Source organism: Skermanella pratensis (assembly GCF_008843145.1).
GTDB classification, from domain to species: domain Bacteria; phylum Pseudomonadota; class Alphaproteobacteria; order Azospirillales; family Azospirillaceae; genus Skermanella; species Skermanella pratensis.
Map to the genome: position 1 here is coordinate 1,683,572 of NZ_CP030265.1, position 23,879 is coordinate 1,707,450.

Genomic DNA, 23,879 nt, shown 5'->3' on the forward strand with positions numbered 1-23,879 from the left:
AGGATGACCATGAAACAGCCGCATACCGAACAGACGGTCAAGCATACCGAGGACCAGCAGAACACCGGCAACCACCGCAAGCCGGACGCACCCGACGCCGGCGGGCCGGACAAGTTCGGCGGGACGCGCAAGGGTGCGGAGAACGTCGAGTCCGAGGGTGGGAAGAAGTAGCCTTCCGCCTTACTGGAAAGCTGCCTCCGCAAAGCTGCGAAGCTTGCGCGAGTGCAGCTTTTCCAGCCCGTTCTTGCGCAACAGTTCCATCGCCAGCACGCCGATCTTCAGGTGCTGGTCCACTTGGTTCCGGTAGAAGTTGTTCGCCATGCCCGGCAGCTTCAGTTCGCCGTGCAGCGGCTTGTCGGAGACGCAGAGCAGCGTCCCGTAGGGCACCCGGAAGCGGAAGCCGTTGGCCGCGATGGTGGCGCTCTCCATGTCCAGCGCGATCGCGCGGCTCTGGCTGAAGCGCTGGACCATCTCGCTGTGGTCCCGCAGCTCCCAGTTCCGGTTGTCGATGGTCGCCACCGTCCCGGTCCGCATCACCCGTTTCAGCTCGTAGCCGGTCAAGCCGGTGATCTGCCCGACCGCCTCTTCAAGGGCCACCTGCACCTCGGCCAGGGGCGGCACCGGAACCCAGATCGGCAGGTCGGCGTCCAGCACGTGGTCCTCGCGCACATAGCCATGAGCCAGGACGTAGTCGCCCAGCCGCTGCGTGTTGCGCAGGCCGGCGCAGTGGCCCAGCATGATCCAGGCGTGCGGACGCAGCACGGCGATGTGGTCGGTGATCGTCTTGGCGTTGCTGGGACCGACGCCGATATTGACCATCGTGATCCCGGAGCCGTCCGGGCGCTTCAGGTGGTAGGCCGGCATCTGGGGCAGGCGCCCGACGCGGGTCCCCTGCGGGTCGGCGGGACCCAGGTTCTGGTTGGGAATGATGAAGTCGCCCGGCTCGACGAAGGCGCTGTACTGGCGGCGGTAGGCCTGCCGCTCCGGATCGTCGGTCGGCGACATCACCTCCATGCCGAGCCGGATGAACTCGTCGATATAGAACTGGTAGTTGGTGAACAGGACGAAGTTCTGGAAATGCTCCGGCGCGGTCGCGGTGTAGTGCTTCAGCCGGTGCAGCGAATAGTCGACCCGCGGTCCCGTGAACAGCGCCAGCGGCTCCGGCTCGTCGGCCGCCTGCCGGTGGGTTCCGTTGACGATGCTGTCGTCCATCTGCGCCAGGTCGGGCAGGTCGAAGCTGTCGCGCATCCGGCTCAGGCGATCCGGGGTCAGGTCGCCCTCGACGTGCAGCCCTTCGGGGAAGGCGAAATGGACGGGGATCGGCTGCCGGCTGACGCCGACCTCCAGCACCACGTCGTGGTTGCGGCGCAGCAGTTCGAACTGTTCGAGAAAATAATGCTGGAACAGGTCGGGCCGGGTCAGCGTCGTGGCATAGGTGCCGGGGCCGGCGACGAAGCCGTAGGACAGCCGGGTGTCCACCCGCGTGCTCGTGTCGGTATGGACGCGCAGGAACGGGTAGCAGGCATGGACGCGCTGCTGCATGTCCTCGCCTTTGGTGAAGCGGGTGAAGCAGTCGCGCAGGTAGGCGGTGTTGGCCTCGTAGATCTCGCGCACCCGCTCGACCGCCGCGGCGGGGTCGGTGAAGTGCTCCGCCGCGAAGGGAAGGCCGATATGGCTGTACGAGCTATGCATCGTCACCTCACGCTTCCAGGCCCATCAGGGAGCGGGCGAAGGAGCCCGCCTCGAAGGGCCGCATGTCTTCGATCCCCTCGCCGACGCCGATGAAGTGGACCGGCAGCTTGTACTTTTCCGCCAGCGCCACCAGCACGCCGCCGCGCGCCGAACCGTCCAGCTTGGTCAGGATCAGCCCGTTCACGTTGACCATCTCACCGAACACTTCAACCTGAGAGTGCGCATTCTGGCCGGTCGTGGCGTCGAGCACCAGCAGGACGGAATGCGGTGTTTCCGGGTCGATCTTCTTGACGACGCGGATGATCTTCTGAAGCTCGGCCATCAGGTTGGCCTTGTTCTGGAGCCGTCCCGCCGTGTCGATCAGCAGCACGTCGGTCTTCTCCCGCCGTGCCCGCTCCAGCGCGTCGAAGGCGAGGCCGGCGGCGTCGGCGCCGGTCTCCTTGGCGATCACGGGGCAGCCGGAGCGTTCGCCCCAGACCTGGAGCTGCTGGACGGCCGCGGCGCGGAAGGTGTCGCCGGCGGCGATGATGACGGACTTGCCCTCCTGCCGGAACTGCTTGGCCATCTTGCCGATCGTCGTGGTCTTGCCGGCCCCGTTGACGCCGACCACGAGGATGACGTGCGGCTTGGCGGCGGCGTCGATCTCCAGCGGCTCGGCGACCGGTTCCAGGATCTGGGCGATGCTGGCCGCCAGCGTGCGCCGGACCTCGTCGGGAGTGATCTCCTTGCCGAAGCGGGTTCGGGCCAGCTCGGCGGTCACCTTGGCCGCCGTCACCGGGCCGAGGTCGGCGGTGATCAGCAATTCCTCCAGCTCCTCAAGCGCCTCGTCGTCGAGCTTGCGCTTGGTGAAGATGCCGGTGATGCCGTCGGTCAGCTTGGTGGTGGACTTGGTCAGCCCTTCGCGCAGGCGTGACAGCCATCCCTTGCGGGCGGGCTCGGGCACAGGGTCAGGCTCGGGGCGAAGGCGACGACCGGCTCCGGCTCGGGTTCCGGCTCGGGTTCCGGCTCCGGCTCGACTTCGGCGACGGGTTCCGGTTCCGGCTCGGGCGGAGTGTCGAAGACCTTGGGGCCGACGTCCTCGGGCTTGGTCTCGGCCGGCTCCTGCTTGTTGCGGCGCCAGAATTTCAGCATGAAGTGCTCCGCTCGATCCGGCCGACCAGATGCTCTCCGTCGACGCCGATTATGGCGGTGCGCACGATGGCGCCGGGTTCGACCGGCTGATCCAGGCGCACTTCGGCGAATTGCTCGGTCCGGCCGATGGTTTCCTTTTCCGCCAGCACGGCGGCGTGGGTCCCGACGCGGCCGGCCAGGAAGCGGCCGACGGCGCGCGCCCCGGCATCGCGAAGGCGGGCGGCGCGTTCCTTGCGCAGCCCGCCGTCGACTTGCGGCATCTTCGCGGCCGGCGTGCCGGGACGGGGGGAGTAGGGGAAGATGTGCAGCCAGGTCAGGCCGCATTCGTCCACGGCGCGCAGGGTGTTCTCGAACATCCCGTCGGTCTCGGTCGGGAAACCGGCGATCAGGTCGGCGCCGAACACCATGTCCGGCCGCAGGTCGCGGGCGCGCCGGCAGAATTCTATCGCGTCGCCGCGCAGGTGGCGGCGCTTCATCCGCTTCAGCACCATGTCGTCGCCGGCCTGGAGGCTGACATGGAGGTGCGGCATCAGGCGCGGTTCCTCCGCGATCAGGCGCCAGAGGTCGTCGTCGATCTCCACCGGGTCGAGCGAGGACAGGCGCAGGCGCTTCAGGTCCGGCACCTGGGCCAGCAGGCGGCGGATCATCTGGCCCAGCGTCGGGCGTCCGGGCAGGTCGGGGCCGTAGGACGTGATGTCCACTCCGGTCAGCACGACCTCGTTGTAGCCGGACCGGACCAGCAGGCGGACCTGCCGGACCACCTCGCCGATCGGCACGGAGCGCGAATTGCCCCGGCCGTAGGGAATGATGCAGAAGGTGCAGCGGTGGTCGCAGCCGTTCTGGACCTGGACGAAGGCGCGCGCCCGGCCTTCCAGCCCGCCGATCAGGTGGCCGGCGGTCTCGGTCACCGACATGATGTCGTTGACCAGCACGCGCTCGGTCGGGGCGGTCAGGCCGAAGCTCTCCGGCTTCAGCTTCTCCTCGTTGCCGAGCACCTGGTCCACCTCGGGCATCGCGGCGTACTTGGCCGGGTCGATCTGGGCGGCGCAGCCGGTCACGATGATGCGGGCGCCGGGCCGCTCGCGACGCATCTTGCGGATCGCCTGGCGGGCTTGGCGCTCGGCCTCGGAAGTGACGGCGCAGGTGTTGAAGATCACCGTGTCGGTCATGCCGGCGGCCGAGGCGTTCTCGCGCATCACCTCGGACTCGTAGGTGTTCAGCCGGCAGCCGAACGTGACGATATCGGCGCTCATGCTTCCACCAGGTCCGGTGCCACCAGGTCCGGTGCCAGACGCCCGGTGAAGCTGAGAGCGACCGGGCCGGTCATCAGGACGTGGCCGTCCTCACGCCACTCGATGATCAGGCTGCCGCCGTCGAGAATGACTTCGGCCCGGCGCTCGGTCAGGCCGCGGCGGACGGCCGCCACCTGCACGGCGCAGGCTCCCGAGCCGCAGGCCCGGGTGATGCCGGCGCCGCGTTCCCAGACCCGCATGCGGATGCGGGTCGGCGAGAGCACCTGGGCGAACTCGATGTTGGACAGCATGGGGAAGGCGGGATGATGCTCCAGCCGGGGGCCGACCCGGTCGAGCGGAACCGCCGCCACGTCGTCCACGAAGAAGACCGCGTGCGGGTTGCCCATGCCGACCGCGACCGGGCCGGCATAGCCGCCCTCGGCGACGTCGAGCCTCAGCGTGTCGGCGGGACCGGCCAGCGGAATGTCGCGCCAATCGAGCCGCGCCGGTCCCATGTCCACGGTGACCATGCCGTCCTCGGCGGCGACGGCGGGCAGCAGCCCTGCGATCGTCTCGACCACCGCGCTGGGCTGGCCCGACTCCCGCATCAGGAGATGGGCGACGCAGCGCGTCGCGTTGCCGCAGGCTCCGGCCTCGCTGCCGTCGGGATTGCGGATGCGCATGAAGGCGGTGGCGCCCGAGGTCTTCGGAGGCTCGATCACGATGAACTGGTCGCAGCCCACGCCCGTGCGCCGGTCCGCGATGGCGCGGGCCTGCGCTTCGTTCAGGGACAAGTTGCCGCCGCGGGCATCGATGACGACGAAGTCGTTGCCGAGCCCGTGCATTTTCAGGAACGGGATGGTCATGGTGCGCCGTTATATGGCGATCGCGGCCCTCAAGTCCATGGCCGCAGACCTGATCGGCGGCAGGCGGGGGCTTGATGCCCCCGGCCGTGCTTACCCCGCGCGGACCTTGTGCATGAAGGTGCCGACCTCGCGGTTGAGGGATTCCGACTGCTTGGAGAGTTGCCCCGCCTCGGACAGGACCTGGCTGGCGGCGCGGCTGGCCTCGTGGGCGGCTTCGGAGACGCCGGCGATGTTCGCCGAGACCTCCTGGGTACCGCGGGCGGCCTGCTCGACGTTGCGGGCGATCTCGTCGGTGGCGGCGCGCTGCTGCTCCACCGCCGAGGCGATGGCGGTGGAAGCGTCGCTGACGGCGGCGATCGTCGCCGCGATGTCCTGGATGGCGGCGACGGCCTGTCCGGTCGCTCCCTGGACCGAGGAGATCTGGCTGGCGATCTCCTCCGTAGCCTTGGCGGTCTGGTTGGCGAGGTTCTTGACCTCCGACGCGACGATGGCGAAGCCCTTGCCGGCCTCTCCCGCCCGCGCCGCCTCGATCGTGGCGTTCAGCGCCAGCAGGTTGGTCTGGCTCGCGATGTCGTTGATCAGGCTGACCACCTCGCCGATCTTGTGGGCGGCGTCGGATAGGCCGGCGACGATCGAGTTGGTGCGCTCGGCCTTCGCCACGGCCTCCCGGGTCGTGCCCGTCGCCTGGGTGACCTGCCGGCCGATCTCGGCGATGGAGGAGGAAAGCTCCTCCGCCGCGGAGGCGACGGTCTGGACGTTGCCCGACGCCTCCTCGGCGGCGGCGGCGGCGGCGGCGGACTGGCGGGTCGCCTGCTCCGCGCAGGCGGACATGGAACTGGCGGTCGCGGTCATCTCGGTCGCGGCGGAGGCGACATGTTCGACCACCGCCTCCACGTGGGATTCGAAATCGTCGGCCAGCGCCATGATCTGCCGCTTGCGCTCTGCCTCCGCGCCGGCCTTGACGGCCTCCTGCTCGGCGCGCAGCCGCTCGATGGCGAGCCCGTTCTCCTTGAAGAATTCGACCGCCTTGGCCATCTGGCCGATTTCGTTGGTATGGCCCGCGTAGGGGACCGTCACGCCGTAATCCTGCCGGGCGAGCCGTTCCATGGCGTCGCGGAGGCGTCCGATCTGACCGCTGACGTTGCGGGTGATCGCCAGGGCAATCACGATGCCGATCGTGACCATGGCGGCGAGTACCCCGAGGATGAGCGTCCAAGCCCCGTTTCCGGTCGTCTTGGCGGCGGCGGCGGCGGCGGCGGCGCGTGTGCGGGCCGCTTCGATCAGGCTTCCCATCCGTTCGCCGATCAAATTGACCTGGGCGGCGCCGACCGTCCGGGTGATCTCGGACGCTTCGGCGCGATTGCCCGCCCTCATGGCGGCGATCAGGCGCGCCCGGATCGGCTGCCAGTCGCGGATTGCCTTCAGCGTAGCGTCCACGTCGGTCTGGTCGCCGAGATAGCGTTCCTGCACCATGGCCATGGCTGCCAAGACCTGCTTTTCCTGCAGGTCGACGGCGGCGACGGCTGCGTCGATCGCTGCGGCATCGGGTGCCAATGCCACGTCCTTCATCGAGCGGTGCATGCCGATGATGCCTGCGTTCGCCTCCAGCGAAGAGGTCGAGACCGCGAAGGAGTTGTGATGGAGCTGGGTCGTCAGGTTCGTGACGGTCTCAAGCTGATTCAGGGCGAGCAGACCGAGAAGACACGACAGCGCCAGGACCGCCGAGAACCCTGCCAGAAGGCGGGTCAAGAGACTGCTGTTGTTGAGCGTCATGGTATTTCCCCCGGCTATCCGCCCGATGAATGACTTGATCGGAACGAGCGTGATGCGGCCTTCTTCGAACCGCGTTGATCCATATCAATAGTGGAATATATCTATGGGTATATTACTTTTAGTGGCGTCTGGCGATATCTGTCATAATTAATTCGTTATAGAAGGCCGCTAATTCATAACAAACGGTTACGGTTGCGGACCTGCTCTCGTAGAAGGCATTCGCATTGCCCCCGCCGCAGTCATGGAAACGGACGGTCAGATCCCGCGGCAGCTTGAACCCGGTCCCGATATCGCGGGCAACGGCCTCGATCAGTCCCGACTCGTGCAGGAGGGACGCGACATAACCGTGGCTGGAGGTGAGCGGATCGAGCTGGAGTGCCACGACGCTTCGCCTGTCCGCGCGCGTCTCGGCGGGTAACAGGTGGGGGCCGAGCAGGCGCCCCCAGCTCGCGCGGGCCTGCAGGTAGTCCCCGGCGCAGGAGGTGCGCCGGTCGGCGGGCAGGTTGACGCTGTCCGCCAGTTCGGCGAATCCCGCGGGATCGCTGCCGTACATCAGGCAGACGACGGAATAGAACCGCTGCATGTCGAGGGCATGTTCGCCCCACCAGGACGGCGCGGCATTGCCGGCCTCCTGCTGCCGGAGATTCCCAAGGTACCAGCCGTCGGCCGCGGCGACGATCAACTCGTCCATCACCGGGTCCGGCTCGTCCGGGATCATCATGATGCTGGCGAGATTGTCGGCGGCGTCCTCCTCATGGCCCAGGACGGGAAGGCCGAGCAGGTCGATCAGGGCATGACCCAACTCGTGGTACAGGATGAAGAGGGTGTTGCCGAGGACGAACAGGTCGGCTTCCCGGCGCTCTTCCGCCGTGATCTGGCGGGCGCTGGCGGGGAGGGCGAAGGACAGGATGACGGCGATACCCGCTACCAGGCGGCAGAAGCCGCCCCGCACCCGCACCATGTCCGGACCTCCCCGAGGGAACGATTTCCCATACCTCGACCGGAAGTATTACGTGGAGGTCCGGCTTTACTCAAGCTTTCTTAGCGTATGGACAGGATCGCCAGCATCGCGGCACCCACCGCGATGCGGTACCAGCCGAACGGGGTGAAGCCGTAGCGGCTGACGAAGGCGACGAGGCTCCTGACCACGAGAAGCCCGGCCAGGAACGCGGCCACGAACCCGATCGCGATCACCAGCGAACCGTCGGTGGTCAGGGTGCTGTAGTTCTTGTAGGTGTCGTAGACCACGGCGCCCGCCATCGTCGGAATCGCCAGGAAGAACGAGAACTCGGCCGCCGTCCTGCGCTCGACGCCCATCAGCAGCGAACCCAGGATCGTCGCACCGGAGCGCGAGACGCCCGGGATCATGGCCAGCGTCTGGACGAAGCCGATGCCGAGCGCCAGCTTCGGCGAGAACGCCTCGACCTCGAAATGGCGCGGCTCGGGCAGGTTCCGTTCGATCACGAGGATCGCGATGCCGCCGAGAATCAACGCCACCGAGACCACGTAGGGCGAGAACAGCACGCTCTTGATGAAGCCGTGGGCGAAGACGCCGATCACGACGGCCGGCAGGAACGCCAGCAGGATGGCGATCACGAAGCGGCGCGACGCGGCACTGGTCGGCAGCGTCACCGCAATGTGCCAGAGCCGCTGGAAATAGACGACGCACACCGCGAGGATGGCGCCGAGCTGGATCACCACCTCGAACAGGCGTCCGGGCGGACCCTGGAAGCCCAGCAGGTCCCCGATCAGGATCAGGTGGCCGGTGGAGGAAACGGGGATGAACTCGGTCAAACCTTCGACCACGCCCATCATCAGGGCGCTTATCAGGGTACTGTCGTCCATATTTTTCGCAGATCCGTGTCAGGCCGGCCGGAAGATGCCGGCGTGACCGCGCACCTCCGGGGGGAGGGGCGTCACGCGCGGCGGAATACCAGCTTCTTGGAGGCGGTGAAATTAAAAAAAAGCCCCGAAAGGGATCCGGCCGCCACGGCGAGGGCGGGATGGGTGGCAAAGGTATCGCTCGAAGCCACCAGCGCCGCGTACACCGCGTAGTTCACGGCACCTCCCAGGGCATTGACCGCGACGAAGCGAGCCCATTGGTGGTGGATCTTGCCGGCATGGTTGCCGCTGAAGGTGAAGGCGCGGTTGAGCGCCCAGGTGGTCGTCGCGGCAGCCAGGTACGAGACCAGCCGCGATGCGTAGAGACCCAGGCCGCTGATATCCAGGCACAGGTACAGGACCGCTATGTCGACCAGCAGCCCGACCACCCCGACGATGCCGAAGCGGATAAACTCCGCCCGGAAAAGCCTGTCGATCATCGTTTGTCCTTCGAGTCGCGCGCCGGGTCGCGAACGCCCGGGGCGGGTATCCGAAGATACTGCATGCGCTTGATCTCCCGCCGGCCGCGGGTCACCGTCTCGAGGATGAGGCCGCAGGTCAGGCTGAGGAACCCCAGCAGCATCAACCCGGTGGACAGGACCGCCGTCGGCAGGCGCGGCACCAGCCCGGTCTGCATGTAAGTCGCGACCACCGGCCAAGCCAGCACGATCGACAGGAACGCCAGTAGGCCGGCGATCACGCTGAAGAACTGGAGCGGACGCTCCTCCTTCACCAGCACCATGATCAGCTTCAGGATGCGGAAGCCGTCGTAATACGTCCGCAGCTTGCTGGCCGACCCCGGCGGTCGGTCCTTGTAGGGAGTGGTGACATCGGACATGGGCATGCGCAGTTCCAGCGCATGGACCGTCAGTTCCGTCTCGATCTCGAAGCCGCCGCTGAGAGCCGGGAAACTCTTGACGAAGCGGCGCGAGAATACCCGGTAGCCCGACAGCATGTCGGCGACCCGGTTGCCGAAGATCTTCGCGACGATGCCCGTCAGCATCATGTTGCCGAAACGGTGGCCGGGGCGGTAGGCGGCGGCGATGTCGGTCACCCGCGCGCCGTTCACCATGTCGAGCTGCTGGCCGACCAGCTTGGCGACCAGAGCCGGCGCGCTGGGCGCGTGGTAGGTGTCGTCACCGTCGACCAGAACATAGACGTCGGCCTCGATGTCGGCGAACATCCGCCGGACCACGTTGCCCTTGCCCTGGAGCGGCTCGGTACGGACGATGGCGCCCGCTTCGCGCGCCAGCTCGACCGTGCGGTCCTTGGAGTTGTTGTCGTAGACATAGATGGCGGCGCCCGGCAGTGCGCTGCGGAAGTCGCGGACCACCGAGGAGATCGACGCTTCCTCGTTGTAGCAGGGGATCAGGACGGCGATTTCCACCCCCGTCAGGCCGGGTGCTGCCGCCTCAAGCGAGCCGCTGTCCGGAACGGCCACGGCGACGGGGGAGCGCTTGGCTGCCGTGCTGCGATCTTGGCTGGCGTCGGAGAACTGGTTTATCAATTGTCACCTGATGACGAAAAAATTCACTGTCGATCCACCATCGGCCGCCGGACCGCGCAGAAACTGTGCGGTTCGCCCAGGTTGTTGTGGATCACCTGGCAGCTTTCCCAATCGAGCGTCAATCCGTAGAACGCCGCGGCGTCGGCCGCGATATCGGTATCCGGGACTGTCGCGATCATAAAATAATCTCCGCCGTGGTCCATCACCCTACGCCGAAGCACTTCAGAATAACCGTTATCGGTCGAATCGGGCTGGACGAAATTGCTCTGCAACCTCACGAAGGGGATCTGCGGCGGAAACGACGGGATCAGGTGGCCGACCGGCTGGTACCCGCCGATCAGCACCATCGTCCGGTCCGGATCGGGTATCCCGGGCATGTTGAATTCCACCACGTTGTTTGTCCAGGCCGATCGCCCCCAGGTCCCCCAGACCGTCGTCGCCTGGAGGACCGACAGCACCGCCGCCGTCACGGCGACGCGCATGTTGCGGGCCAGCGGCAGCACTCCCAGCGCCAGGACGATGCAGAGCGGGGCCAGCATCTCGAGCGGGACCGCGTACCGGTAGATGCAGAACATCCAGGCCCAGGCTGCGTAGGAAAGCGCCGCCACCGTCAGCAGCCAGCGGGTGACTCCGGGCCGGGAGATGGAACGGGACGCGCCGGAACGCCGGGACGCCGGGGCAGCCAGGATGCCTGCCAGCGCAGCCACCGGGAGCAGGATGTAGAGCGTCAGGATCCGGTGGTCGCGGAAGGTGATCTCGCCGGCGACCTGCGGATCGGCGCTGATCCTGAACGGGAGCGTCAGCCTCTCCCAGGCCGACTTCGGCTGGTAGGCCAGGTCCTTGTAGTCGCTGATGGCGCCCAGCGGCGACTTGAAGATGTTGTTGTAGTAGGGGTGCAGGGGATTGCCGTGGGTTTCCCACAGGAACCACATCCAATGCCCGGACAGCAGCACCACCGACGCGACTATGCCCAACCCGCAGGCGATCGCCAGCAGCAGCCGGCGGCCGGGAGCGGCGGGAGCGGCGAGGAAGCCGAAGCAGACGCCGATGCAGTAGATGACCGAGGGCTGCTTGAGCCCCATGGCGGCGCCGACCATCAGCCCGGACACGAAGGCGAGGCCGAGGGCCGCCCGCCCGGGACCGGCGAACAGGCGGTCCTGTGTCCCGGCGATCAGTGCCAGCGCTCCCAGGAAGCCCAGGCCGACGGTGCTGTCATGAAAGGTGGTACCGAGCTGCGCCACGCTCCCGCCGCCCAGCACGCCGACCAGCGCTATGGCGGCGGAGGCCCAGACCTTCCGCACCGGATCGTCTATCTGGAGAACGGTCCGGGCGATGGCGAACAGCAGGACGAAGTTGAGGCTCTGGACGAAGGCCAGCACGCCGTAGGCGACCGGGGCGGGGACCGCGTTGCCGAGCAGGAAGAACGGGATGTCGAGCGTCGGGTTGTAGAAGCTCGGCGTCTGGGCCGGCACGACGTCGAAGAAGAAGCGCCCGTTGAGGAAGCTGTAGGGATTGTACCAGTGGTAGTTCCGCAGATCCCAGTTGGCGTCCTGTCCCAGGGCGAGGTTGAGCAGTACGAGCCCGAGCGGGACTGCGCATGCCAGCGCCAGGGCCGTCAGTCTTGCCGTCCGGTCCCCCGCGCGACGGGCCGGCGTGATCGAGATCGAAAGCGTCAAGGGAACCGGCATCGGAGGGTTGGGCCCTGACGGGCGATGGCATGTAGTTACCCGCCGGTCGCCGCGCGATCAAGGCTCCGCTCAGGCGTGCTTGCGATCCGGGAAAACCTCGGCGAGGGTGCGCGCATCCATCAAACGGTCCATGTAGGTGTCGAGCTGATCGATGGACGCCGAGGCGATCAGGCGGTCCGTATCGGCCGGCAGGTCGCCGAACCGGCGCCGGAGCTGGCGCGACAGCATCTCCGCTTTCGCCTCGGCCCGCGCTTCGGCCCGCAACTCGCGCTCCCAGATCTTGATCCGCTCCGACAGCATGTCCTGAACCTCCCAAAGTCCCGACGGGACCGCCACCGGCCCGTCTCCGCCGACCAGCGCCGCCATGGCCTGAGCCACCACCTCGCCGAAGGCCAGCTTCAGCGAGTCGTGGCCCGCATGCCCCTGGAACCAGCCGATCACCTCCCGGACCAGTCCGGGCAGCTCGGCGGGCCGGGTGCAGGTCTCGATCCGGAAGAGCAATGCCACCAAGCCGTCCCTTCGGGCGAGATCGTCGGCGCCGAGCCTGCCCTCGTCGATGAGATGATAGCGGATGCTCGGCTGCCAAGGCCAGAGCGCCGCGTCGGGGTCCAGGCCCATCAGGCCGGCGGTGTCCAGGGGCGCGTTCCACGGGGCCTCGCCGTTGTAGAGCACCACCGGCAGCACCGGCGGCAGGGGCGAGCCGGCCGGCAGCTTCAGCTCCTGGATGAGCTGCTGCCACAGCAGGCCGACATAGACCATGACCCGGATCGCCATCCACCAGTCGGTGCGCGACTGGAACTCCAGCATCAGGTAGATGTGGACCACCTCGCCCGACAGGGTCGGCACGCGCCAGATCAGGTCGCCCTCGCGCCGGCGGCCGTCGCGGGCGTGGAACTTGGCGTTGACCCGCTCCATGCGGGTGAAGTCCAGCCCGGCGGCGACCTCCTCCGGCACGAAGCCGCGGATCAGCTGCTCGACCATCGACGGGTGGGAAAATAGGCGGTGGTAGAGGCTGTCGGAAGCAGGCATCGGGGCGGGTATCCCGTGGAATGGAGTCCCGCTTCTCTGCATGCGCCCGCAACCCTTCGCAAGCGGTGGGCGTTGCCCGCGACCCTATGACCCGGGGGCGGGGAGCGACTCACCCCCGCCCGACCGCGCGCCAGCCGATGTCGCGGCGGCAGAAGCCTTCCGGCCAGCTGATCCTGTCCACGGCCTCGTAAGCCAGGCCTTGGGCTTCGCGCACCGTCGGGGCGATGGCGGTGACGCCCAGCACCCGGCCGCCGTCAGCCAGGACATGGCCGTCGTCCGACAGGACGGTGCCGGCATGGAATACCGTGACGTCGGGCAGGGCGCCGGCCTCGTCCAATCCGTGGATCTCGGTCCGGCGGACATAGTCGCCGGGATAGCCCCTGGCGGCCATGACGACGCAGAGGGCCGCGTCGTCGTACCAGCGGAGCTGGAAATTCTTCAGGACGCCGTCTCGGGACGCGATCAGGGCCGGCAGCACGTCCGACATCATCCGCTTCATCAGCACCTGGGTTTCCGGGTCGCCGAACCGGGTGTTGTATTCCAGCAGCTTGGGCGCCGGCCCCTGCGGCGTGTCCACGATCATCAGGCCGGCATAGAGCACGCCCTTGAACGGCCGGCCCTCGGCCGCCATTCCGCGCACGGTCGGCTCGATGATCTCCCGCATGACGCGCGCTTCCAGCGCCGCGGTCATCACCGGCGCCGGGGAATAGGCGCCCATGCCCCCGGTATTTGGGCCGGTGTCGCCGTCGAACGCCGCCTTGTGGTCCTGGGCCGAGACCAGAGGCAGGGCGGTGGAACCGTCGACCAGGGCGAAGAAGCTGGCTTCCTCCCCCGCCAGGAACTCCTCGATCACCAACTCGGCGCCGGCATCGCCGAACCGCGACTCGACCATCGCCTCGTCGATCGCGGCCAGGGCCTCCTCGACGGTGCGGGCGATGGTCACGCCCTTGCCGGCCGCCAGCCCGTCGGCCTTGACGACGATCGGAGCGCCCCGTTCGCGGACGAAGGCGCGGGCCGACCCGGCGTCGGTGAAACGGCCATAGGCGGCGGTGGGGATGCCGTACTTGGCGCAGAGATCCTTCATGAAGCCCTTGGAGCCCTCGAGCGCCGCGGCGGCCGCGGTCGGTCCGAACGCCTTGATGCCTGCGGCCTCCAGCCGGTCCACCAGACCCAGCACCAGCGGCTGCTCCGGCCCGACGACGACGAAGTCGATGGCGTTTTCCGTGGCGAATCGCACCAGGCCGTCCAGATCGTCCGCCTTGATCGCCACGCACTCGGCTTCCCGCGTGATGCCTGCGTTGCCGGGCGCGCAGTAGAGCTTGTCGCAGAGGGGTGACGCCGCGATCGCCCAACAGAGCGCGTGCTCGCGTCCACCCGAGCCGACCACCAGTACCTTCATGAGCCTCTAGTCCTCTACGACGTCCTTTTGAAGCCCTGTTTCCAAGGCGTGCTTTTGAAGCCCTGTTTCCAGGGCGGGGGCCTTACGGCCTTGTTGCGAAGGCGAAGGCTTGTATCATGCCGACGCCATGACACAAGACCAACCCCTAATGGATCGCGATCCCGCCCCAGCCGCCCCGGCTCGAACCTTGCCGAGTTCACCGTGACAGAATTGTCGCGGGCGCTGAAGCGCACGGTCGAGGAGTCCTTCGGGTATGTGCGCGTCCGGGCGAGGTTTCCCAGCCCAAGCGGCACGGCTCCGGCCACGTCTACCTGCGCCTGAAGGACGAGACGTCGGTCATCGAATCGGTCTGCTGGCGCGGCACCGTCGCCAAGCTGGCGGTCCGTCCCGAGGAGGGGATGGAGGTCATCTGCACCGGCCGCCTGACCACGTATCCCGGCCGGTCGCAGTACCAGCTGGTGATCGAGACGATGGAACTGGCCGGCGAGGGCGCGCTGCTCAAGCTGCTGGAGGAGCGCAAGCGCCGGCTGGCCGCGGAGGGGCTGTTCGACGCGTCGCGCAAGAGCCCGCTGCCGTTCCTGCCTGGTGTGATCGGTGTCGTCACCTCTCCGACCGGAGCGGTGATCCGCGACATCCTGCACCGTCTGGCCGACCGGTTTCCGCGCCATGTGCTGCTGTGGCCGGTCGCGGTGCAGGGCGAGGGGGCCGCCGCCCAGGTCGCCGCCGCGATCAGGGGGTTCAACGGGATCGCGCCGGGCGGGCCGGTGCCGCGGCCCGACCTGATCATCGTGGCGCGCGGCGGCGGCTCGCTGGAAGACCTGATGGCCTTCAACGAGGAGATCGTGGTGCGCGCCGCGGCCGAAAGCGCGATCCCGCTGATCTCCGCCGTCGGGCACGAGACCGACACCACTCTGATCGACTTCGCGTCGGACCGGCGGGCGCCGACCCCGACCGCCGCGGCCGAGATGGCGGTGCCCGTCCGGGCCGAGCTGATCGCCCAGGTGCTCGACTGCCAGCGCCGGCTGCACGGCGGCACCGGGCGGATGATCCTGGAGCGGCGCAACCTGGTCGACGGCCTGGCGCGTGGCCTGGGCGATCCGCAGACGCTGCTGGAAGGCTGCGTCCAGCGGCTGGACGACCGCTGGGAGCGGCTGGGCATCGCGGTCGCCGGCACGATCGAGCGCCGGCGGACGCGGGTCGCCGAACTGGGCGCTAAGCTGCGCCACCCGCGCGAGGTGATGACGGCGGCGCGCGGGCGCCTGCAATCGGAAGCGCGCGCGCTGGGTGCCGGCCTGCGCCATGTGGTCGCGGCGGAGGAAAGCCGGCTCGGCCGCGTCGCTTCGCGGCTGACGCTGCTGCCAATCCGCATCCGCGTCGGGGACGGCGGCCGTAGGCTTGCCGAACTGGGCGAGCGGATGGATGCCGGCTATGGCCGGCTGGTCGCCGAGCGCACGAACCGCCTCAAGGCGGGAGCGGCCCTGCTGGAGAGCTATTCGTATCGAGGCATCCTGGAGCGCGGGTTCGCCCTGGTGACCGACGGCGCCGAGCAACCGGTCACCTCCGCGGGCGACGCGAAGGCCGGCATGCCGGTGACGCTGGAATTCCATGACGGCAAGGTCGATGCCGTCGTCGGCGGAGGCGGGCTGGCGCGCAGGGCGGAAACGCCGAAGCAGCCGCGCAAGACGGAGGCGAAGGCCAAGCAGGGGCTGTTGTTCTGAGGCTGTCCCGCCGCCGACCTCCCCGGCGGCCCCGGGGCCGGCTCAGTCCGGCCAGCGCCGGTGGAGCCACAGCCACTGCTCGGGCCTGGCGCGGACCCACTCCTCCACCACGGCGTTGATCCTGACCATCATGGCGCGCACGTCGGCGTCGCGGTTGCCGGACTTCGGCACGTCCATCGGCGGGAAGACGGTCAGCCGGAACCTGGCGCCGCCCAGGCGTTCGGTCAGGACCGGGACGATCGGACAGTCGAACCGCAGGGCGAGTTGGGCGATCGCCGGCGCGGTCATGGCGTCGCGCCCGAAGAACGGGACCGGAATGCCGTCGTTCATTTTCTGGTCGATCATCATGCAGACGCTGCCGCCGTCCCGCAGGGTCGCCATGATCTCGCGGGCGCCGGTGCGGCCTTTGGCGACGAAGCGGCTGCCGGTGACTGCGCGGACATGGTCGATGAGGCGGCCTACCGCAGGGTTGTTGGGGCGGCGATAGACGGCCGTGATCGGCAGGCCGTTGCGGGTCGCCCCCATGGTGTTGAGTTCCCAATTGGCGAGGTGGGCGGAGAAGAACAGCGTGGGAGTCCTGGCCTTCGCCATCCGCAGGACGCTGTCCGCACCGATCATCTCGGTACGGCGCCAGACCTCGTCGAGGTGGGGATACTCGGCCATGACCCGACCCAGATTGTCCCACATGCCGCGCAGGATCTCCTTCCGCCGTTCCGGCGTGGCGTCAGGCAGGGCGTGATCGATGTTGCGCAGGGCCTTGCGCGATGTACCCAGGCGCGGGCCGACGGTGCGACCGATCCAGCCGCCCAGCGCTGAGGCGGCGTCGAGCGGCAGCACCGCGAACACTCCATAAACAAAATAGAGAAAGGCCGCTTCCAGCGGATATCCAAGGTAGCGGCGGCGCAGCCGCGCGAAATCGGTTCTATGGGCCATGGGGACTTGGTGCGCAGGAGGAGGCGTATAGGGAAGCACAGGGTGCCAGGAGATGGTCCAGTGCCGACGGGTCGTCCCAGACGACCGACACCGGCACCACCCGGACCATCGCGCGGGCATCCGGCGGAAGCCGCACCGCATCCTTCGCGGTGGTGACCAGGGAGGCGCCGAGTCCGGCGGCATGTTCGACCAGGCGCATGACCTCGTCCGGTAGATAGGGGTGATGGTCGGCGAATGCGATCCTGCCGACCAGATGGGCACCCATGTCGTCCAGCGTCTCGAAGAACTTGGCCGGCCTGCCGATGCCGGCGAACGCGACCACGCGCTGTCCGCGCAAGGCTCGCGCGGCGGCGGGATCGGGCGTCAGGCGAGCCCGGAGGAGCGGAAGGCGGCTGCCGACCCGCTGCGCCACCCCCGCGGTGTCGCGGCCCAGCACGACCACCGCATCGGCCCTCGCCAGGCCGATGTCGACCGGCTCCCGCAGGGGGCCGGCCGGAATAGTGTGGCCGTTGCCGAAACCGGCGCCGCCATCGACGACCAGGATCGACAGGTCTTTTCCCAGTCGGGCGTTCTGGAAGCCGTCGTCCATGACGATGATCTCGGCTCCGGCCGCGGCGGCGCTCCGGGCACCGGCGACCCGGTCGCGGGCCACCCAGGTCGGCCGGGCCCTGGCCAGCAGGAGCGCCTCGTCGCCGACCGAGGCCGCGTCGTGCCCGGCGGGATCGACCAGGAGAGGACCCTTCTCCCGCCCGCCATAGCCGCGGGTCAGGAAGTGGACGCCACGGGAACCGAGGGCGGCGGCGACGGCCAGCGCCACCGGCGTCTTTCCGGCGCCGCCAGCCACCAGGTTGCCGACGCAGATCACCGGGACTCCGGTATGCTCCTTATGGGCCGACGCCCGGCGGACCCGGCCGATCGCGGCGAACAGCCGGCCGGCCGGCGACAGCAGGCGCGCTGCCATACCGGGCGGAGCGTACCAGAAGGCCGGGGTCTTCAGGGGCATGGCGCGATGCCGGCGGCGGCGAGGGTCGGGGCGAGGGCGTCCAGCACGGCATCGACCACCCGCCGGTTCCGGTCGGCGACGGCGCCTGCGGCCTTGGCCAGCCGCGACCGATCGGCGTCGTCGGTCAGCAATCGGCCGACCTCCCGGGCCAGTTCCTCACCGTCCCGGATGGCCACGGCGGCCTGGCCGGCCTGGAGCTGGGCGGCCACCTCGGAGAAGTTCGTCATGTGGGGGCCATGGATCACGGCGCAGCCGAGTTGGGCGGGCTCGACCGGGTTGTGGCCGCCGATCGGCACCAGCGAACCGCCGACGCAGACGACAGGCGCCAGTCGGAAGAACAGGCCCAACTCGCCCACGGTGTCGGCGACATAGACCTCGTGTTCCGGGCCGGGCAGGCCGCCGGTGGAGCGAACCGCCGAGGCGAGGCCGCGTTCGTCCAGCAGGCCGGAGACTTCGCCGCCCCGTTGGGGATGGCGCGGCACGATCACGGTGAGCAGGCCGGGCAGGCGGTCGCGCAGGGCGGTGTGGACATCGGCCGCGATGGCCTCCTCCCCGGGATGACTGCTCGCCAGCAGCCACAGAGGACGGTCGCCGAAAGCCTGGCGCAGGACAGCCAGGGCCGCGGGATCGGCCGGCAGAGGCTCCGCCGAGAATTTCAGGTTGCCGACGCAGCGCACGTCGCGGGCGCCCAGCCTGCGCAGCCGGTCGGCCTCCAGTTCGGTCTGGGCCAGGCAGAGGCTGAAGGTCCGCAGCAGGGGGCCGATGAAGCCCGGCACCCGGCTCCAGTTGCGGAACGAACCGGCGGACATGCGGGCATTGACCAGGGCGGCGGGGATGCGGCGGCGGCCGATCTCGCACAGCAGGTTCGGCCAGATCTCGGACTCGATCCAGAGCGCGAGGTCGGGCCGCCAGTGGTCCAGGAAGCGCCGGACATAGGGCATCCTGTCCACCGGCACATACTGGTGGATCGCCCGGGCGTGCAGTCGCCGCGCCATCAGCTCGGCCGAGGTGACGGTTCCGGTCGTGACGAGCACGTTGAGATCCGGATACCGTTCCAGCAGACGGTTGATCAGGACCAGAACCGACAGGGACTCCCCGACGCTCGCGGCATGGAACCAGGCGAGCGGTCCGGAGGGACGATGCACTGAGGCACAGCCCAACCGTTCCGGACCCCGGGCCGGATCTTCCTTTCCGGCTGCACGGCGGCGGGCGAGATACAACCGTATCGCGGGCCCGCCGATTTCCGTCAGCCCGCGATAGATTGTCTGCAACATCTGAGAACGGTGACCAGTCCGGCGTGAAAAAGCGCGGCACCTTACCACGATCGTCGGGGAGGGCTAAGGCTTTTCGTCTTAGGACTGTACCAATCGGTCCGAACAGCTCAAAGGCTTGAGGTTGTTGAGGAATTGTTCGGCCGAGGCGCGCCAGGACCAGGTCAGCGCATATGCACGGCAGCGTTCCGCAGGGATGGCGAGGGCGCAACTGACGGCTCGAGCCAGATCCTCGTCCAGGCATCCGACCGCCGCGCCGTCCACCACGTCGAGCGGTCCCGGCACCGGAAAGGCCGCGACCGGCACGCCCGAGGCCAGCGCTTCGAGCAGGACGAGACCGAAAGTGTCGGTCCTGGACGGGAAGACGAAGACGTCGGCCGCGGCGAAATACTGCGCCAGCTCTTCCCCATGGCGCGCTCCCGCGAACTTCACCCCCGGATAGCGCCGGCGGTACTCTTCCAACTGCGGGCCGTCGCCGACCACGTACTTGGTGCCGGGAAAATCCAGCTTGAGGAAGGCCTCCAGGTTCTTCTCCACCGCGATGCGGCCGACATACAGGGTGATCGGCCGTGGATCGGTCAGGAAGTCCTTGTCCCGCGGCCGGAACAGGTCGGTATCGACCCCGCGGGACCAGCGGCGGATGTTGCGGAAGCCGCGGGCCTCCAGGGCGTCCTCGATCGACTGCGTCGCGACCATCACCGCGGCGGCCGGGGCATGGAAGCGGCGGACGGCCGCGTAGCTCAGTGCCAGCGGCACCGGGACGCGGTCGCGGATATATTCGGGAAAGCGGGTGTGGTAGGCGGTGGTGAAAGGAATGTCGTGCTTCAGGCAGTAGCTTCTGGCGGCGAACCCCAGCGGTCCTTCGGTCGCGATGTGGATGGCGCCGGGGTTGCTGGACTCGATCATGCGGGCGAGCTTCCGCCCGGCGCCGAGCGCCAGCCGGATTTCCGGATAGCCGGGCAGCGGAACGGTGCGGAAGCGGTCCGGACCGATGATCTCGACGGCATGGCCGAGTTTCTCCAGTTCTTCCCGAATGGTCGTCAGGGTGCGGACGACCCCGTTGACCTGCGGGTACCAGGCATCCGAAACGATCAGAATCTTCACGCTGCCGCCCTGGCTGAGATCTTGACTGGCAGCAAGCGACGTGAAGCCGCCCAGTTTATGATTTCCAGCTCGCCGCTCTCGTGCTCGACGAGAGCCGTGCAGGATTCGACCCAATCCCCGTCGTTGCAATAGAGCACCCCCTCCATGGGACGCATTTCGGCGCTGTGGATATGCCCGCAGATGACTCCATCGACGTTGCGACGGCGCGCCTCCTCGGCCAGCGCCTTTTCGTAGTCGCCGATATACTCGACGGCGTTCTTGACGCGGTGCTTCAGATAAGCCGAGAGGGACCAGTATGTGAAGCCCAGTTTTCGGCGCACATAGTTGAACCAGGTGTTGATCCCCAGCAGCGCCGTGTAGGCGCCGTCGCCCAGGTGGGCGAGCCATTTGGCGTATTTGACGACGGCGTCGAACTGGTCGCCGTGGATCACCAGGAGCCGCCGGCCGTCGGCCGTGGTGTGGACCGCGTCCTCGACCACGGCGACCCCGCCGAAGTTCAGCCCGATATACTCCCGGAACGCCTCGTCATGGTTGCCGGGGATGTAGAAGACCTTGGCGCCCTTGCGCGCGCGGCGCAGAAGCTTCTGGACCACGCCGTTGTGGGCCTGCGGCCAGTACCAGCTGCGCTTCAGGCGCCAGCCGTCGACGATGTCGCCGACGAGGTACAGGTATTCGGAGTCGTGACAGCGGAGGAAATCCAGAAGAAGGTCGGCTTGGCAACCGCGGGTTCCCAGGTGAACGTCCGAGATCCAGATGCTTCGATAGTGCCGCACACCAATGTCTGGCTGCATGCGCCGGCTCCTCTAGGGCTTGCGAAGTCGGCGCCGATATACATCTAAATAAAAGCTGCTGGCAATGTTTTGGCGTGTTGCAAGTTCTCCCGCAACGTAATCTTATTATTCTTGTAATATTGGCGACTTCGCGATGTAATAAATCGGAAATACTACATAACTCTATACGTTTTGCTGAGCTTGTCGTCGCAGAAAGGAAGGCGTCGCCTTCATCTCCAGGCATGCTCCGGCTCCGCGAATTTTGGGCGGCGAGCGGCGATCCGCGTCCCATATGGATATGCAGGTCGTTTTCGCTTTGCCTGTAAACAACCGCGGGAGGAAACAATGCCGAAGTCCGACGGCCGGATCACCGACCAGAACCCGATGGGCACCGACGGGTTCGAGTTCGTCGAGTACACCGCTCCGGACACCAAGGAACTGGGCGCCCTGTTCGAGCGGATGGGCTTCACCGCCGTGGCGCGGCACCGCTCCAAGGACGTGACCCTGTACCGGCAGGGGGGAGTGAACTTCGTCGTCAACGCGGAGCCGGACAGCTTCGCGCAGGCCTTCGCCCGGGTCCACGGCCCCAGCGTCTGCGCGATCGCATTCCGCGTCGCCGATGCGGCCCATGCCTACAAGAGGGCGACCGAACTGGGCGCCAAGGGCGTGGCGGGCACCGCCGGGCCGATGGAACTGAACATTCCGGCGATCCAGGGCATCGGCGGCAGCCTGATCTACCTGGTGGACCGCTACGGCGACCGCAGCATCTACGACGTGGATTTCGAGTTCATCGATGGAGCCGAAAGCGCGCCGAAGGGGCTTGGGCTCAGCTCGATCGACCACCTGACCCACAACGTGCACCGCGGCCGCATGACCGAGTGGTCGGACTTCTATACGAAGCTGTTCAACTTCCGAGAGATCCGCTACTTCGACATAGAGGGCAAGCTGACGGGGTTGAAGTCGAAGGCGATGACCAGTCCCTGCGGCAAGATCCGCATCCCGATCAACGAATCCTCCGACGACAAGTCTCAGATCGAGGAATATCTCCGGGCTTACAAGGGCGAGGGCATCCAGCACATCGCGCTCGCGACCGACGATATCTACGAGACGGTGGAACTGGCCCGCAGCCGGGGCGTGGAGTTCCTGGCACCTCCCCCCGACACCTATTACGAGATGCTGGCGGACCGGCTGCCGGGGCACGGCGAGGACGTGGAGCGTCTGAAGCGGGACCACCTGCTGATCGACGGCGCACCCGGCGGCGGCCTGCTGCTCCAGATCTTCACCAACACGGTGATCGGGCCGATCTTCTTCGAGGTGATCCAGCGCAAGGGCGACGAGGGGTTCGGCGAGGGCAATTTCCGGGCCTTGTTCGAGAGCATCGAGCGCGACCAGATCCGCCGCGGCGTGCTTCAGGAAGACGGGTGAAAAAGAGGGGAGCGCGGCGGCGGGACACCTGCCGGCCGCCTCCCGGGGGCGCCGCATCCGATGCCTCAGGAGGCGAAGCGGTCTATGAGGGCCTGGGTCTTGGGTCCCACGGTCTGCCGGACCTCCCGCAGCCTGGCCATGGTGTCTGCCCGTTCGGCGGACGAAAGGTCCGGCACGGCCCCCTCGATGACGAGGATCAGGTTGTATTTGCCGTCGTCGCTGACTTGATCGATGATGCCGAACGCGATCGGGACGATGCGGGGATCTCCCAGGTCCAGGAGGAATTCGGACGCATAGATGCGGATCGTCCTGTCGTCATGTCCCGCCTCCTTCGCCAGCACGCGCAGGTCCTCGTCCGACAGCAGCCTGCTGATCTCCTTCCGCTGATCCTTCCGGGAGCGCAGCATTTCGGTCAACGCCACGAGCACGCCAAGCCGGGTTCGGTACGACCCGGGTTGTTCGCGCAATCGACGGAGCACATCGGGGACGATCTCCGGCCCGGAATCCGCCAAGCCCTTCCGCGACTGGCGCCGTTCGATGGTCGACGGGGATTGCAGGCCGTCGATGTATTGCTGAAAATCCGGCGATCCGGCGAAAGCCTGTCCGATGAGCGACGGAAGTCGATACATCGCGATGTCCGATGACGGGGATCGGTTGTTGGGGCAGGGACCAACTTCCGCGATGACTCGCTGGCCATTGTCCGCGATGAGTTGACCGCGCGTGTCGTCGAACCGCCATTGGATCGTCTTCTCGGAGCCGAGATACGGCTCGATCTCATTTTTGGCGATGCATTCGAAGGGGCGCTCGCGGGGCTCTCCGCCGGTTTCCTCCGGGGGAAGGATGATGTTCAGAGTAAGCCGGTCCTGCTGGATGCCCCGGCCGATCACGATGAACTCATAGGCATTGCGAAGGCCCACGCCGTAATGGCTGCGATCGCCGTCTCCGATCAGTTCGACCTGGGCACCCTTGACGTCCCCGTCGATCCGGACAATGACGAATTCCTTTCGGACCAGCGAGTTGACGAACCATAGAAGGACGATCGACGTCGCGGCTACGCCGGCAATCACGACGCCCTTGTACCGGATCGTCGCGGTCGATCCGAAAGCACCGAACAGAATCCCAAGGCCGCTGCACAGGATCAACTGCGCGGTGGTCATCCCGAGGATGCTCAAGCCTTGCGCGGCTGCACCGCCCGCCGTCAGGATCAAGCCTACCGTAACGCCGGCCCAGAATAGCGGTCCCATCGATCTGGCCTCCGAAGGAAATCAGACGGATTCACAGGAGCGATAATGGCGAATGGCATCAGCAGCCAATCAGGCTGACTTCTACGATTCTCAGAGCTTAGAGCGGAAAATTCCAATTCTGCATATCTTGCCTGATTTTGACTGGAAGATATCTGGATACGATTATCATTGTATAATGCGAGGTCTGCCGGCGTTGCATTCTCTTTCGGCTGA

General features: G+C 67.4%; 22 protein-coding genes. 3 read left to right on the forward strand and 19 right to left on the reverse strand.

The features are described 5' to 3' along the window. The first annotated feature begins 9 nt into the window (after positions 1-9). Positions 10-171, forward strand: coding sequence for a hypothetical protein (locus tag DPR14_RS27245; RefSeq protein WP_192499342.1), 162 nt, complete (start codon positions 10-12; stop codon positions 169-171). 9 nt (positions 172-180) lie between these two features. Here the strand turns inward: DPR14_RS27245 and DPR14_RS07635 are convergent, their stop codons facing one another. The 13 genes from DPR14_RS07635 to purD all read right to left on the reverse strand — a co-directional run bounded on the left by DPR14_RS07635 (position 181) and on the right by purD (position 14,198). Then, positions 181-1,692, reverse strand: a complete 1,512-nt coding sequence (locus tag DPR14_RS07635) for an AMP nucleosidase (protein WP_158048035.1) — start codon at positions 1,690-1,692, stop codon at positions 181-183. 7 nt (positions 1,693-1,699) lie between these two features. Beyond that, complete coding sequence (ftsY, locus tag DPR14_RS07640) at positions 1,700-2,635, reverse strand: signal recognition particle-docking protein FtsY (RefSeq protein WP_158044614.1); 936 nt, start codon at positions 2,633-2,635, stop codon at positions 1,700-1,702. Continuing rightward, positions 2,584-2,823 carry a hypothetical protein gene (locus DPR14_RS27250; RefSeq protein ID WP_192499343.1) on the reverse strand — a complete coding sequence of 80 codons (240 nt, stop codon included), beginning with the start codon at positions 2,821-2,823 and terminating at the stop codon, positions 2,584-2,586. Before DPR14_RS27250 ends, ftsY begins: the two co-directional genes overlap by 52 nt. Then, entirely contained in the window at positions 2,817-4,076 is a 1,260-nt protein-coding gene (mtaB, locus tag DPR14_RS07650) for a tRNA (N(6)-L-threonylcarbamoyladenosine(37)-C(2))-methylthiotransferase MtaB (protein WP_158044615.1), read from the reverse strand. The genes DPR14_RS27250 and mtaB overlap by 7 nt, the downstream gene beginning before the upstream one ends. Next, entirely contained in the window at positions 4,073-4,921 is an 849-nt protein-coding gene (dapF, locus tag DPR14_RS07655) for a diaminopimelate epimerase (RefSeq protein ID WP_158044616.1), read from the reverse strand. The genes mtaB and dapF overlap by 4 nt, the downstream gene beginning before the upstream one ends. Positions 4,922-5,011: 90 nt before the next feature. Further along, positions 5,012-6,694 (reverse strand): methyl-accepting chemotaxis protein, encoded by a 1,683-nt coding sequence (locus DPR14_RS07660; RefSeq protein ID WP_158044617.1) that lies wholly within the window; start codon positions 6,692-6,694, stop codon positions 5,012-5,014. A 118-nt stretch (positions 6,695-6,812) separates the two neighbouring features. Beyond that, positions 6,813-7,655: a DUF4344 domain-containing metallopeptidase gene (locus DPR14_RS07665; protein ID WP_158044618.1), complete on the reverse strand. Its 843-nt coding sequence runs from the start codon at positions 7,653-7,655 to the stop codon at positions 6,813-6,815. A gap of 80 nt (positions 7,656-7,735) precedes the next feature. Then, entirely contained in the window at positions 7,736-8,539 is an 804-nt protein-coding gene (locus DPR14_RS07670) for an undecaprenyl-diphosphate phosphatase (protein ID WP_158044619.1), read from the reverse strand. A gap of 71 nt (positions 8,540-8,610) precedes the next feature. Further along, entirely contained in the window at positions 8,611-9,015 is a 405-nt protein-coding gene (locus DPR14_RS07675; RefSeq protein ID WP_158044620.1) for a GtrA family protein, read from the reverse strand. After that, on the reverse strand, positions 9,012-10,082 hold the full coding sequence (locus DPR14_RS07680; protein WP_425501019.1) for a glycosyltransferase family 2 protein: 1,071 nt from the start codon (positions 10,080-10,082) through the stop codon (positions 9,012-9,014). Before DPR14_RS07680 ends, DPR14_RS07675 begins: the two co-directional genes overlap by 4 nt. A gap of 23 nt (positions 10,083-10,105) precedes the next feature. Further along, positions 10,106-11,758 (reverse strand): hypothetical protein, encoded by a 1,653-nt coding sequence (locus DPR14_RS07685; RefSeq protein WP_158044621.1) that lies wholly within the window; start codon positions 11,756-11,758, stop codon positions 10,106-10,108. 81 nt (positions 11,759-11,839) lie between these two features. Beyond that, the gene (locus DPR14_RS07690; RefSeq protein ID WP_192499344.1) at positions 11,840-12,799 is read right to left on the reverse strand and encodes an Rpn family recombination-promoting nuclease/putative transposase; all 960 of its coding nucleotides are present in this window, start codon (positions 12,797-12,799) and stop codon (positions 11,840-11,842) included. A 109-nt stretch (positions 12,800-12,908) separates the two neighbouring features. Then, positions 12,909-14,198 (reverse strand): phosphoribosylamine--glycine ligase, encoded by a 1,290-nt coding sequence (gene purD / locus DPR14_RS07695; RefSeq protein ID WP_158044623.1) that lies wholly within the window; start codon positions 14,196-14,198, stop codon positions 12,909-12,911. A 317-nt stretch (positions 14,199-14,515) separates the two neighbouring features. On the opposite strand from purD, the gene xseA reads away from it, so the two are divergent. Next, the gene (gene xseA, locus DPR14_RS07700) at positions 14,516-15,916 is read left to right on the forward strand and encodes an exodeoxyribonuclease VII large subunit (protein WP_343038733.1); all 1,401 of its coding nucleotides are present in this window, start codon (positions 14,516-14,518) and stop codon (positions 15,914-15,916) included. 42 nt (positions 15,917-15,958) lie between these two features. Here the strand turns inward: xseA and DPR14_RS07705 are convergent, their stop codons facing one another. The 5 genes from DPR14_RS07705 to DPR14_RS28095 all read right to left on the reverse strand — a co-directional run bounded on the left by DPR14_RS07705 (position 15,959) and on the right by DPR14_RS28095 (position 21,018). After that, the gene (locus DPR14_RS07705; RefSeq protein ID WP_158044624.1) at positions 15,959-16,849 is read right to left on the reverse strand and encodes an LpxL/LpxP family acyltransferase; all 891 of its coding nucleotides are present in this window, start codon (positions 16,847-16,849) and stop codon (positions 15,959-15,961) included. Next, the gene (gene lpxK / locus DPR14_RS07710) at positions 16,839-17,846 is read right to left on the reverse strand and encodes a tetraacyldisaccharide 4'-kinase (protein WP_158048037.1); all 1,008 of its coding nucleotides are present in this window, start codon (positions 17,844-17,846) and stop codon (positions 16,839-16,841) included. Before lpxK ends, DPR14_RS07705 begins: the two co-directional genes overlap by 11 nt. Next, positions 17,843-18,997 carry a 3-deoxy-D-manno-octulosonic acid transferase gene (locus tag DPR14_RS07715; RefSeq protein WP_343038716.1) on the reverse strand — a complete coding sequence of 385 codons (1,155 nt, stop codon included), beginning with the start codon at positions 18,995-18,997 and terminating at the stop codon, positions 17,843-17,845. The genes lpxK and DPR14_RS07715 overlap by 4 nt, the downstream gene beginning before the upstream one ends. A 207-nt stretch (positions 18,998-19,204) precedes the next feature. Next, positions 19,205-20,227, reverse strand: a complete 1,023-nt coding sequence (locus tag DPR14_RS07720) for a glycosyltransferase family 4 protein (RefSeq protein ID WP_158044626.1) — start codon at positions 20,225-20,227, stop codon at positions 19,205-19,207. Further along, entirely contained in the window at positions 20,224-21,018 is a 795-nt protein-coding gene (locus DPR14_RS28095) for a UDP-2,3-diacylglucosamine diphosphatase (RefSeq protein ID WP_158044627.1), read from the reverse strand. Before DPR14_RS28095 ends, DPR14_RS07720 begins: the two co-directional genes overlap by 4 nt. Before the next feature lie 324 nt (positions 21,019-21,342). Here DPR14_RS28095 and hppD point away from each other — a divergent pair, with 324 nt between their 5' ends. After that, positions 21,343-22,422: a 4-hydroxyphenylpyruvate dioxygenase gene (gene hppD, locus DPR14_RS07730; protein WP_158044628.1), complete on the forward strand. Its 1,080-nt coding sequence runs from the start codon at positions 21,343-21,345 to the stop codon at positions 22,420-22,422. A 65-nt stretch (positions 22,423-22,487) separates the two neighbouring features. Here the strand turns inward: hppD and DPR14_RS07735 are convergent, their stop codons facing one another. Further along, positions 22,488-23,666: a hypothetical protein gene (locus DPR14_RS07735; RefSeq protein WP_158044629.1), complete on the reverse strand. Its 1,179-nt coding sequence runs from the start codon at positions 23,664-23,666 to the stop codon at positions 22,488-22,490. Between the last annotated feature and the right edge of the window lie 213 nt (positions 23,667-23,879).